The following is an 11,562-nucleotide window of genomic DNA, read 5'->3' on the forward strand; positions in this document are numbered from 1 at the left end:
CCCCATTAATACCGATCTCGAACTAATTCCAGGAGAATCCGGACAAGGATATCATTATCCTCTTTTGTCCTGATTTTTTCCTGGAATATCTTTATCTGCCCGGATCGGTCGCTGCCGGTGATTTGCATGATTTCACACAGAGCGTTCTTAAATTCCGATCGGGTGAGTGTGCTGGGAGCGCCATTGGCATAGCTCTGGAGAAGGGTAACGATCAAGTCGATATCTGCCGTTCTTACTCTCTCCTCACCGCCATCCGAATAACGCGGCTGTTGGGAGTAGGATTTGCTCCGAAGCAAATCCAATGCCGCCTGATTATCGCTAACATACAGCATGGCCATGATTGGCCCCAAATCAGCCAACATGTCCTGACTATCCAGGTATTTCAAATAATAACCAATCGCCTTTTCCGGATGACCGGTCAGAAAATACAGTTCACCCATAGAATGAAACCAGAAACTATGAGGATCCATTCTCTCCTCAAAGCGTCTATAAATCTCCAGCGCCATATGATTGTCACCGGCCATACGCGCAGCGGATGCCGCTTCCTCCAGGATAAAGGTTTCATCGGTCAAGTCCAAAAGTCGTTGATAATAGACCAAGGCCTGCTGCATATCCCCCGTCTTCTCTCCCCACTGATAATTGTATAGTCGGGCCAAGGAAAGCAAGGTATAGACATCCGTGGGGTTTTGCGCCAGTGTGTCCTGATATGATTTCAAGGCTTCTTCGTGCTTATCTTCCAATAAGAGCTTATCGCCGGCAGAGAAATGATTGATTGCCGCTATTTCCACTGAGGGATAGTTTTCATCCAACTGCACGAGATACCCCTCGCTGTCCGAGATGGCATTTCCCGCTTTATCCAACGCCTCCACCTGGAAATAGACTTGGGCTCCCGGATAAAAACTGCCCAGGATCGCCGACGAACTTACTCCCTCTTGTGGATTGGCGTAAAAGACAAAATTCATGTCTCTTAATTGCAGCCCGGCAGGAGCAAATGAATAGGACGTGTCCTTTATCCCTGTCTTGTACGCTCTGGAAACATATCCCCCATCTGCTTTGAGCGTCAAATTGATCGTATAGGAAACAGCTCCTGGCACGGCCTCCCAAGTAATATCGATTTCATCACCTTCCCGGAAGGATGACCGGCCGTTGGGAGCGGTAATCTTGACCCGCGGCTGCAGGGTATAGTGCAGTTGCATCGTTTTCCCGTCTTCCACCGCAAAATAGCCCAATCCTTTAAAGCGGCCCAGTCCTTCCAGATCCTTCGGTATAAAACCAAGAACGACGAAATACCTGCCGGGGCTGACTTTAGAGAAGCTGAACTGACCCTTATCATCGGTTACGACCGGGGTCTGTGACGCGATGTCTTCGAGATGGTTGCCTCGCCCGTCGTATTCCTTATCATTGATAAGGTAAACCTGAACATTGGCCATCGGCGACGTTCCAACATAAATTGCGCCTGCAACTCCTCCTTGCCGGCTTGAACCCTCCGCTAAGGACTCGATCTGGGCAAGTTGTATTTTGGCATGCTTGTAAACTGGTTGCAGCTCTAAACTTGCATTGATTTGTTCCGCATCATTCATGTTCTTTGTATCTACATTATTTGAGCTATTATTTTGCGCAGCCATTGACTCGCGCCAGTTTATCTCTTCGAGTTCCATGGCTTTGGTATAAGCTGCTTTGGCCTTTTCATAGTCGCTTTGAGCATAATATAGATCCCCTTGCCAGTCGTAATACTTTGACAGTTCGTATATTTTTGCGAATTCTTGTATTCCGTTATTAATCAGAGCCTCCGCCTTGCCATAGTCCCCCTGCTCCAGATGCAATCCAATAAGGCTTCCCGTTATCTCGGCAATTTTCCATGTTTGCTCGGGGTAATATTCCCTGTATCCCTGCAAGGCAAGATTGAGCCAGTAGTCTGTTTGCTTAAAATCCCCCAGTGTCTGGCACAACTGGCCAACCATATGAAACCCGCTATATTTCCACTGCGTATTTCCCTGAGCTTGTGAGACCCGTTTCAGATAAGCGATGGCCTGTTCAGTACTGATAGTTAACGCACCGCCCCCGCCACCGCTAAAGGTCGGGCCGACAAACACTCTGTTCTCTGAGGAAAGAACTGTGACAGCCAGATCAAAAGCGACATCCCGGGCTTGATTACTTTGTGGAAAATACTGCATCAGTCGTTCCTTAACGATCATCGCTGCTTCCGGTTTATTTCCTTTCTGATAGTGACTGACGGCAGCAGCCATTAGTGGCGGCGTGAAAGTATATAAGACCCCCAATAGAATCATCAGGACAACCAGGATCATGACAGCGGTTTTGGTTTTTATCTTCAAACTCTTCGTTCTATTCATTTTTGGTTACCCCCATTATCCGGCATATGCAGAACAGCCATCTGCAGGGCTCCGAAGGGTGTGTTATCGCTGGGAACAATGACCTGCGGTCTGTCAGCCTGAAACTGTGCAATCTCCTGGGGTGCAACGTAGAAAAAGGTTGTGGTATACACACCGGTAATGAGCAGTAAAATGATCACACAGGCAGCGAATATGCCCCGAGGCAGAGCAATGCGGTGTTCCCACCAAGATATATCTCTGTCACTCAGGCCAACTATCTCCGCGGCGTTCGGCTTTACCCTACCATCTATCGCGTTCACTTCGTTGATGCTTTTTATCCCCTTGCCTGTGATAACTGTCTTCTTGACCTTGGCTCTTGCTTCCGTTGAAAAATGGACAGCGCGCAGCTCTTCCTCCAGATTATCTTTCAGCCAATTCTTTAATTGATCCTGCTCCTGCATCTGCCATTCCCTCCTTTCGCATCACTTTTTCCAAGGCTTTTCGGCCCCTGGCCAGATGACTCTTGACTGTGCCTTCCGGCATTTCCAGAACATGAGCGATATCGCCTATCTTTAAATCCTCGTAGTAATAAAGTACAACCACTTCCAGGTAACGGATGGGAAGCTGCCGGAGACAGCGCCTGATCTGCCTTCCTGTGTCCCTGCGGATAATATGATCCACCAAAGGTTCTTCCAACACATGGAGTGGGTAGACGTCGTCTTCCCATGGCACAAGGCGGAAGCGGCGGCGACGCCGAATATTGTTGCGGCTGAGATTCAGCGCAATGCGGTACAGCCAGGTATACGGCGCAGACGCACTGCGGAAATTGTCCGCATTTTCATAAGCTTTGATAAATACATCTTGCGTGATTTCTTCTGCTAAATGGATATCGTTAACAACAAGGAAGACGACGCGCATAATCCGGTCACCGTAAAGGCCCATCCATTCCTCTACCTGCTGCCAATGCTGCCCAAGCATCATCTTCCCCCCTTTTCATTCTTTAGACAAATAAGCCGTTAAAAAAGTTGCAAAAAAATCCGCAAGTCAGCTTAAGCTATACTCACGGATTCATTATATACTATATAACTTATTTGAAGTTAATTGAGATTGAGACCATACCTATTGTGGTTTATGACCAGCATTCAGAATGAAAGCAATTTCCCCGTTTATCGCACGCCAGACATTCTGAGTCATAGCCGTCATAGCCAGTGTCGTCTACCGGATCACGATCATAAACACGATTTATTGCGTTGCGCATCCTGTCAGTATCCGTTCTCTCTGTTGCTTCCAAAGTCATTGAAATAACGCCTTCATATGCCATACCATCGTCCCCCTCCCAAAACTTTTCATATTATCATCACATTTCACTTACCATCTTGATGGCGCTATGCCGATATCTGATTATCGGCTTCATTTAGCGCATAAACCATAGTTCCTACATTCTTCATAATGTCTTTCGCCGTCTGAGGCTTATTCATTGTATACAGATGAATCCCGTTAACATCATTCGCCAAAAGTTCAATAATTTGTTCGGATGCATAGGCAATGCCGGCATCTTTGATTGCTTCCTGATTGTGTTCAAATTTTTCTAAGGTTCGGGCAAGCTTTTTAGGGATTCGCGTATTGGAGAGCTTTACCATTCTCTCAATAAGCTGAACATTCGTCACCGGCATGATACCGGCTTGAATTGGGACAGCTATCCGGTTTTGTTCAAGCTTATCCCGGAAGCGATAGAATTTTTCATTATCAAGGAAAAGTTGTGTTATCAAAAATTGCACGCCTGCTTCTATCTTTCTTTTTAGATTGTCAACGTCTTGATTTATATCCGGGCACTCCGGATGGGTTTCAGGGTAACATGCCCCTCCAAGACAGAAATCGGATTTATCTGTGATATAAGCCGCTAAATCCGATGCGTGTTTAAAATCTTGAAAAACATTTACCGGATCAGCATTTTGGGGCAAATCTCCTCTCAGCACCATAATGTGGTTAATGCCTTTATTTTTTAAATCCATCAGGATCGTATCAATCTGGGCTTTCGACGATCCCACACAAGTCAGATGGGCCAGCGCATTGATGCGGTACTTATTGCGAATCTTCGATGCGATTTCTATTGTATTGTTACTGGAGCTTCCGCCCGCACCGTAAGTAACACTGATATAATCAGGTCTAAGAGGAGCAAGCCCGTCAATCGTCTCATGGATCATATCAATAGAAGCAATTTGCTTCGGAGGAAAAACCTCAAAAGATACGACCGCTTTTTTTGTTTCGAATTTTTCTAAAATGTTCATTACTAACTCCCCCTCGCTAACTTGTTTACGTTCTGTCTTTCCTACTTGCTAACCTGTTAACTTATTATACTCACGCATAAATGATTTCCGTATGTTTTTGGTATGAACAGGTTAAATCAGAACCCGAATGGTAGTTACCGCCACTTAAAACTTGCCTAAATCCACATCTGTTTTGTATTGTTGTTACTGATTCCATATCAAAAAGGCGACCCTAAGGCCGCCTTCCATCTATAATTGCAAATAAAATAATTGCTGATATCAAATACATAGAATAACCCATCCTTGAACCTCCTAATTGATAAGTTATATCCGAATCCCTCATCAACGCTGGTTAAGTAGTCGGTCTACTCATCGTCACGCATATATTCGATAATATCTCCGGGTTGACAGTCTAAAGCCTTACAAATGGACTCCAACGTGGATAAGCGAATGGCTTTCGCCTTTCCATTTTTTAATATAGATAGGTTCGCCATCGTTATTCCAACTCTCTCGGAAAGCTCTGTGACACTCATTTTTCTTTTTGCCAGCATCACATCAAGATTAATGATAATTGCCATATCCGTTTCACCTCAGATCGTTAAATCGTTTTCAGATTTTATATCGATGGCATTTCTTAATAATTTTTGAAGAACAGCCGCAAAGACGGCGACCACAACAGAACCAAACGTAATGACCAATCCGATCAATATGAGACCCGGAGCGTCGTCCAGCTCCGCCATCAAATACATGAAAGGCGTAATCGCCGCATACAAGATACCAATCATACTAGCGCAGTATTTAATATATTTTAAAGATTTTACCGATGATTCCGAGAAAGCTTTGTTCATATCGATATCGCATAAAAGTTTAAATGCACGATACAAAGCAAAATAAAACGGTATTGCAGATAAATACATACCGATTATTACAGGATATAACCAATACGTCGGAAAATATCCTTCGTTCCCGCGCACTACCATAGGTAACCCCAATACACACAAAGCAAGAACGGGCATGCCAATAAGAATGACAGCTATCTTTAAAAAAAGTGTTTCTCGTTTCATATGAGCACCTCACAAAATAAATTATTAAAGTGATTTTACTCTATTCTTTATCGATTTACAATAAATTATTTTTATTTATCGTTATATTATTATTGAAATCTTTTTTTAAACTTAGCTCAAACACTTAATTGAAAGGCGAGATGCCATTTTGTAAATCGAAATGCTGTCTTTGTAACTGACAACTCACTATTTGTAAACGAAACGCAGAGTTTGTATTCGGTATGCATGCGATGAAAACAAAATGCAGATTTTGTAATCCACTTGCAGTTTGATTTCTTCGTTCTTCCAGCGTATTTTGTAAAAAGGAGATGCAAAATGGCAATCGATTCTAACAGAACGGTGAGAAGCCAAATAGCCAAAGCACATACTGTAAAAGCCTAGGCGCTTTGGCATCTTCATTTAGAACCCTTAACATTATTCGGAGCGATATGGTTCATTATTTCTTGTGAGATAACGTCGATGGGTTAACCGATAAGGGCTTTTACCATGAATTCATACCCGCCAGTTTGACAAAGCGGTCAAATTCACTTTATTCTTATACTGTTAAGTTGAATACATAGTGATAGATGACAGGAGATAAAAACATGGACTATTTAGGGAAAGATATAAAGAAATTGGGTTTCGGTCTGATGCGGCTTCCGATGAGCGAAAAAGACGTTGATATTGAGCAAACGAAAGAAATGGTTGATCTTTTCATGGCCAAAGGATTTACTTACTTTGATACGGCTTATGGCTACATCAAAGGGAAATCCGAAGAGGCCGTTAAAACCGCTCTGGTGGAACGCTACCCACGGGAGAGTTTTCAGCTGGCCACCAAGCTGCCGGCATGGGAAGCGGATACTGCCCACAAAGCGAAAGACATGATCTATACCTCACTGGAACGGACAGGTGCGGGCTATTTCGATTACTACCTGCTGCATAATGTCAGTGCCAGCCGAAATAACACGTTTAACGACTTTGGTATCTGGGACTATGTCCAAGAGCTGAAAGCAAAGGGACTGGTACTGCATGCCGGCTTTTCCTTCCATGACAAAGCCGATGTACTGGATCGGATACTTACAGAACATCCCGAAGCTGAATTTGTGCAGCTTCAGATCAACTATGCTGACTGGGAGAGCGAATCTGTCCAGTCGCGTTTATGTTATGAAGTGGCTCTGAAGCATAACAAACCCATTATTATCATGGAGCCCATCAAGGGCGGCGCTTTGGCCAACCCTGCCCAGAGCGTTCGAAAGATACTCCAGGAAGCGAATCCGAAAGCCTCATTTGCTTCCTGGGCTATTCGCTTTGGTGCATCGCTGGATAATATCATTACTGTCTTAAGCGGCATGTCGACACTGGAGCAAATGAAAGATAATCTTTCCTATATGGACGATTTTAAGCCTTTAAGCACGGAAGAAAAGGCCGTAATCAGCCAAGCCCAAGCAGCTATAGCTGCTATTCCCTCTATCCCCTGCACCTCCTGCGGCTATTGTCTCGAAGAATGTCCGCAGCACATTAACATTCCCCAGGTTTTCGAAGCCCGAAATCAGCACATGGTCTTTGATGATCTAAACGGTGCCAAAATGTCGTACCGGATCGCGATGATGTTTGGCAGCAGTAACCCCTCCAAGTGTATTGCCTGCAGCAACTGTGAAAATGTCTGCCCGCAGCAAATCAATATTATCGAAACGCTAAAAGAGACGACGGCACTATTAGATTAAGGTTCTCCGTATTCCGCATTCTTTGACAAACTAAATATATTGGTATCAAAAACAGTGAGATAAAATACAACAGCGCTGCCGGAAGCTATCAACAAATCGAGGGGCCTCCGGAAGCGCGTTTTCTTTTAGAGAATCTGGGTTATGGTTCCACTTTGGTTGATCGCGTATGCTGGTTGATTGCGCATCACCACACTTACGATCCTATTAGAGAGATAGACCATTTTGTCAGGAAATTCGTTAAGACAGAGACAGCAAAAAAACTTGTTGCTAATGTTTATACTATAAGATAGCGTCAGACGCATGATTCGTTTTAGTAGCGATTAATTATCCACCTTATATTTCGTCAGCTCGACCAGTTTTAAAGAGTTGTCGCTGATTCCTTCAATTGATGCCGTTATTTCTTGCGTCGCGGCAGCTTGGTTTTCGGCGATGCTCCCTATTTGATTAATATCGTTGATTATCTTTTCAATGGAACTTTTCATTTCGGTCAGTATGTCCGTGACCATAACAGCGGAATCTTTGCTCTGGGCGGCCAGCTTACGCATTTCTTCCGCAACGACCGCGAAGCCGCGTCCTTGTTCCCCTGCCCGTGCAGCTTCAATCGCCGCGTTTAATCCCAAGAGGTTGGAATGTGAGGATATGTCCGTTATTGCCCCAATCACCCGATTAATCTCATTGATCTTTACTGCAGATTCATTCGCCGATTCAACGACACTATGGATCGTATTCGAGAGCCCTGCAGAGCCCGAAGCCACTTCCTGAAGTCCGGCGTTGACTTCCTGGAGAGTTGCAGCTAAATCTTGCGACGATTCTTCGATCTTTGCCATTTTTTCATAACTTCGGCCGATGGAAAAACAGCCAATCGCTTTACCGCTGCCGTTTGATATGGGACTGGTCATCGACATAAACGGCAGTCCGTTTAATTGTTTCGTAATAACAACACTGGATCGTCCCGTTTGCATGCATTGGGTAAATTCCGGACTTAACGTGCTGACATCGCTTCCTTCATCCGGTGTATAATGGCCAATTTCATATCCCGGAAAGAAATGAATCGGACGCGTCGTGTTGGTCACAGCAACCATCATATCTTCGTGCATCAATTCTTTTAATCTGGATCCGACAATGGCATAGGCATCGAGAATCTCTTCATCCGTTTTTGTCTTAATATCCAATAAATCCATGCAGCCACACCTCTATTTCTTTTTGTCATTCTTCACCGGTTAAATGACATGCATATTTTATGCCATATTTAACCATGGGCTTCGCGGCAGATATTCTGCATTTTTTATTACACGTTTATTCCATAAAGATAGTCATTTTGGTAATTAATTTTCTAAATGGAAATTTTTCTTATTTTTGGATAAACAGTTGGGTCCAATGGTATTCTGCTTGTTCCAGTCCCACGCCAATTTCAGTGAAGTTCGGGTTAAGAATATTCTGCCGGTGTCCCGCCGATGCCATCCAAGACTTCACAACTTCTTGCGCCGATCGCTGCCCCTTGGCAATGTTCTCCCCGGCCGACCGATAAGTGATGCCAAAATTCGTTAACATCGTAAATGGCGAACCGTAGGTTGGTGACGTATGGCTAAAGTAATTTTTCTGAGCCATATCCTGACTCTTGATCCTGGCGACCCTTGACAGCTCCCAGTTCTCGACTAAGGGTTTCAGTCCGTTCTTTTGCCTTTCGATATTGCATAAACGGATCACTTCTTTTTCTGCTGCCCGAATATCTTGTCCGACGCCGGGTATGTTCAGCTTTTGGTTGGGATAAATCAATCTGGGATTTTCCACTTGCGGATTCGCATTGATAATTTCACTGAGCCCGACTTGATACTTCACAGCAATCTTCCACATGGAGTCGCCCGGCTGGACAACGTAGGTCGTTGTCTGACCTAAGACTGTTGCCGGAAAAAACAGCCATACTAGTACTATGGTTAAGACTCTTTTCATCGTAATAGTTTTGTTCATCTTATTTCCTCCCAATGCTATTTGGTAATAAGTTAACTGGTACATTGAGATTATTCTTCGTCGTTTGTTGGATTATCATGTACTGAAATTGGATCATTTTTAAGTAATCGAGCCGACGATTTATCCGTTTGTCCACAGTTCACTATCTTATCTGAGAAAATTTACAAACTATAATTCGATACTTCTTTTTGCATAATAAACCAAAGGAGTTCCTTTGAAACCTCCTATTTCAACGAATGCCAATTTAGGTCATCCATGACCTTGTCGCTCCTGCACCCTCCATGGTGCCCGCGACATTAGGTCATCCATGACCGTCACAGATGGGCTAATTAATATGTGCTCCGCTTGTCGTGGGAGCTGTGGCACACGGACCTAATTCGAGGTCAAAACGGCAACGGCATGAAAGCGAGGTGGGACGATGGTTCCGGACAAAATCTTCTATGAACCGGCAGCCCTTGATTATAAACTGGGCCAAAAGTTAAAGACAAAATTTGAACATTTACCGTGGATTCCCATTGAGAGCCACAATAACATTGAAGCGCTGCGTCAAAACGAAAACCGCGAATTTGCTCGAATGAAACGGCATCTGATCATCGGCGTCAGAAAATCCTTAACGTATACACCCAATCAGAAGGTCTCCGATTATCTGGTTCCGTATACCTCGTCTGGCTGCAGTGCCATGTGCCTTTACTGTTATTTGGTCTGCAATTATAATAAATGCTCCTATCTTCGGCTTTTTGTAAACCGGGAGCAAATGATGGAAAAGCTGCTTAAAACGGCACGCAATTCGGAGAAAGACCTTGTCTTTGAAATTGGCAGTAACAGTGATTTAGTTCTGGAAAATACCATTACCGGAAATTTAGAATGGACCATCGAGCGTTTCAGTCTGAGTGAAAGAAGCTTTTTGACCTTCCCCACGAAGTTCGATCATATCGATTCATTGCTTCCGTTAAATCACAGAGGCCGCATTATTATGCGCATGAGCATGAACCCGCAGGAGATCATTCAAAAGGTCGAGTTCGGGACCTCCTCATTACACGCACGGATCGAAGCCCTTAATCGGATGGGTGATGCCGGATATAAAATAGGGATGCTCATTGCTCCCATCGTCCTGGTAGACAACTGGCAGACGCTCTATGCTCAGTTGATTGATGAATTAGCCAACTCGCTTTCCGAGACTACCAAAAAGCAATTGTTTATTGAAATGATTTTTATGACTTACAGTTATGTGCATCGCGCCATCAATGTGGAAGCTTTCCCTAACGCCGTGGAGTTATATGACAAATCCCTGATGACCGGACGCGGCAAAGGAAAATACTGCTACCGCCCTGAAGCCCGAACAGAAGCAGAGCAATTCTTAAGAGAACAGCTCGAACAGAAACTGAAGAATGTACCAATTATTTATGTGGTATAGGAACTATTTCCAGAAACCAATTATCCTATTTTCATGCTATCCATAAAATTCTTGTGATAGCTATCAAAATCTTTTAAGCAAAGGGAACAACCTTTTTCATATTGAAAGGGCAACTTCTGTTTGAAAACTAGTAAATCCTGAAGATCAATATTTTCTATATTTCCGAATTCCAACAGCGAAGGCGGGCATATGCTCCACGCCCCATTGGGCAATATTCCTACTGAATGATGTTTTCCATTACTGCAGCAACAGATACTCGAAGAATTTATGGCATTCACATTTAATCTGTCTTTATTTAAATCTGAAATGATGAGTTCGTCCTCGCAATAATCTTCAAGTTTTACATGATATCCATAATTCTTCAGTTTATTAGCGATAAACGTTGAATCAAAATATTTCTTATGGTATTTGTCGTACCCGATGCAAAGCATGATCCTTTCTTTATACCTGTGAGTAACTTCATGAAAAGTATCAAAGAGACTATCATTATTTAGGAAATAGCCATTTGTCGCCAGAACCAGATCAAAATTATTTTTAAGAGTATAATCAAGCATATTGAAAATTTGAAAATTGAAAAATGGTTCTCCTCCAAAGAAATTTATTTTCTTTATATTGTTATCCTTTGCAATATGAATCGATTTTTCAAATATTTCTAAGGACATATCTTCACCCCGATCAGGGCCACACGCATAGACACAATGCTCACATTCATTGGTACATCGGAGTGATATAAATAGCGTTAAGAATTTCATTTCGTTTAATGTGCGCTCCATAACCATGGACTCCCCCTCTTTCAATTAAGTAAAATTTGCTTGT

The 11,562-nt window shown here is 43.4% G+C and carries 12 protein-coding genes; 2 read left to right on the forward strand and 10 right to left on the reverse strand.

Annotated features, from left to right (window positions below; translation table 11 throughout):
- Positions 1-5: 5 nt before the first annotated feature.
- The 7 genes from LPY66_RS16230 to LPY66_RS16260 all read right to left on the reverse strand — a co-directional run bounded on the left by LPY66_RS16230 (position 6) and on the right by LPY66_RS16260 (position 5,661).
- Positions 6-2,351 (reverse strand): hypothetical protein, encoded by a 2,346-nt coding sequence (locus tag LPY66_RS16230; RefSeq protein ID WP_337985294.1) that lies wholly within the window; start codon positions 2,349-2,351, stop codon positions 6-8.
- Entirely contained in the window at positions 2,348-2,791 is a 444-nt protein-coding gene (locus LPY66_RS16235) for a hypothetical protein (RefSeq protein ID WP_337985295.1), read from the reverse strand. Before LPY66_RS16235 ends, LPY66_RS16230 begins: the two co-directional genes overlap by 4 nt.
- A complete protein-coding gene (locus LPY66_RS16240; RefSeq protein WP_337985296.1) occupies positions 2,751-3,311 on the reverse strand; it encodes a sigma-70 family RNA polymerase sigma factor in 561 nt (186 codons plus the stop codon). Before LPY66_RS16240 ends, LPY66_RS16235 begins: the two co-directional genes overlap by 41 nt.
- A 148-nt stretch (positions 3,312-3,459) precedes the next feature.
- Positions 3,460-3,651 carry a hypothetical protein gene (locus LPY66_RS16245; RefSeq protein WP_337985297.1) on the reverse strand — a complete coding sequence of 64 codons (192 nt, stop codon included), beginning with the start codon at positions 3,649-3,651 and terminating at the stop codon, positions 3,460-3,462.
- A gap of 64 nt (positions 3,652-3,715) precedes the next feature.
- Positions 3,716-4,618, reverse strand: a complete 903-nt coding sequence (gene metF / locus LPY66_RS16250) for a methylenetetrahydrofolate reductase [NAD(P)H] (protein WP_337985298.1) — start codon at positions 4,616-4,618, stop codon at positions 3,716-3,718.
- Positions 4,619-4,962: 344 nt separating this feature from the next.
- Positions 4,963-5,175, reverse strand: a complete 213-nt coding sequence (locus LPY66_RS16255; RefSeq protein ID WP_337985299.1) for a helix-turn-helix domain-containing protein — start codon at positions 5,173-5,175, stop codon at positions 4,963-4,965.
- 12 nt (positions 5,176-5,187) lie between these two features.
- Entirely contained in the window at positions 5,188-5,661 is a 474-nt protein-coding gene (locus LPY66_RS16260) for a DUF2975 domain-containing protein (RefSeq protein WP_337985300.1), read from the reverse strand.
- 584 nt (positions 5,662-6,245) lie between these two features.
- Between LPY66_RS16260 and LPY66_RS16265 the strand changes: the two genes are divergently transcribed.
- On the forward strand, positions 6,246-7,364 hold the full coding sequence (locus LPY66_RS16265; RefSeq protein WP_337985301.1) for an aldo/keto reductase: 1,119 nt from the start codon (positions 6,246-6,248) through the stop codon (positions 7,362-7,364).
- 320 nt (positions 7,365-7,684) lie between these two features.
- On the opposite strand, the gene LPY66_RS16275 is transcribed toward LPY66_RS16265, so the two are convergent.
- Positions 7,685-8,545, reverse strand: coding sequence for a methyl-accepting chemotaxis protein (locus LPY66_RS16275; protein WP_337985302.1), 861 nt, complete (start codon positions 8,543-8,545; stop codon positions 7,685-7,687).
- A 169-nt stretch (positions 8,546-8,714) separates the two neighbouring features.
- Positions 8,715-9,332 (reverse strand): SafA/ExsA family spore coat assembly protein, encoded by a 618-nt coding sequence (safA, locus tag LPY66_RS16280; protein WP_443112439.1) that lies wholly within the window; start codon positions 9,330-9,332, stop codon positions 8,715-8,717.
- A 418-nt stretch (positions 9,333-9,750) separates the two neighbouring features.
- Between safA and LPY66_RS16285 the strand changes: the two genes are divergently transcribed.
- Positions 9,751-10,746, forward strand: coding sequence for an SPL family radical SAM protein (locus LPY66_RS16285; protein WP_337985303.1), 996 nt, complete (start codon positions 9,751-9,753; stop codon positions 10,744-10,746).
- A gap of 20 nt (positions 10,747-10,766) precedes the next feature.
- Here the strand turns inward: LPY66_RS16285 and LPY66_RS16290 are convergent, their stop codons facing one another.
- Positions 10,767-11,519, reverse strand: a complete 753-nt coding sequence (locus LPY66_RS16290; RefSeq protein ID WP_337985304.1) for a radical SAM protein — start codon at positions 11,517-11,519, stop codon at positions 10,767-10,769.
- Positions 11,520-11,562: the final 43 nt, after the last annotated feature.

It is taken from the genome of Dehalobacter sp. DCM (genome assembly GCF_024972775.1).
GTDB lineage: Bacteria > Bacillota > Desulfitobacteriia > Desulfitobacteriales > Syntrophobotulaceae > Dehalobacter.

What these genes read in the sequence shown, in the direction of transcription:
- LPY66_RS16235 (WP_337985295.1), bottom strand. Translation starts at nt 2,791, where the DNA reads ATGCAGGAGCAGGATCAATTAAAGAATTGGCTGAAAGATAATCTGGAG.
- LPY66_RS16265 (WP_337985301.1), top strand. Translation starts at nt 6,246, where the DNA reads ATGGACTATTTAGGGAAAGATATAAAGAAATTGGGTTTCGGTCTGATG.
- LPY66_RS16255 (WP_337985299.1), bottom strand. Translation starts at nt 5,175, where the DNA reads ATGGCAATTATCATTAATCTTGATGTGATGCTGGCAAAAAGAAAAATG.
- LPY66_RS16230 (WP_337985294.1), bottom strand. Translation starts at nt 2,351, where the DNA reads ATGAATAGAACGAAGAGTTTGAAGATAAAAACCAAAACCGCTGTCATG.
- LPY66_RS16260 (WP_337985300.1), bottom strand. Translation starts at nt 5,661, where the DNA reads ATGAAACGAGAAACACTTTTTTTAAAGATAGCTGTCATTCTTATTGGC.
- safA (WP_443112439.1), bottom strand. Translation starts at nt 9,332, where the DNA reads ATGAACAAAACTATTACGATGAAAAGAGTCTTAACCATAGTACTAGTA.
- LPY66_RS16240 (WP_337985296.1), bottom strand. Translation starts at nt 3,311, where the DNA reads ATGATGCTTGGGCAGCATTGGCAGCAGGTAGAGGAATGGATGGGCCTT.
- LPY66_RS16245 (WP_337985297.1), bottom strand. Translation starts at nt 3,651, where the DNA reads ATGGCATATGAAGGCGTTATTTCAATGACTTTGGAAGCAACAGAGAGA.
- LPY66_RS16285 (WP_337985303.1), top strand. Translation starts at nt 9,751, where the DNA reads ATGGTTCCGGACAAAATCTTCTATGAACCGGCAGCCCTTGATTATAAA.
- LPY66_RS16290 (WP_337985304.1), bottom strand. Translation starts at nt 11,519, where the DNA reads ATGGAGCGCACATTAAACGAAATGAAATTCTTAACGCTATTTATATCA.
- LPY66_RS16275 (WP_337985302.1), bottom strand. Translation starts at nt 8,545, where the DNA reads ATGGATTTATTGGATATTAAGACAAAAACGGATGAAGAGATTCTCGAT.
- metF (WP_337985298.1), bottom strand. Translation starts at nt 4,618, where the DNA reads ATGAACATTTTAGAAAAATTCGAAACAAAAAAAGCGGTCGTATCTTTT.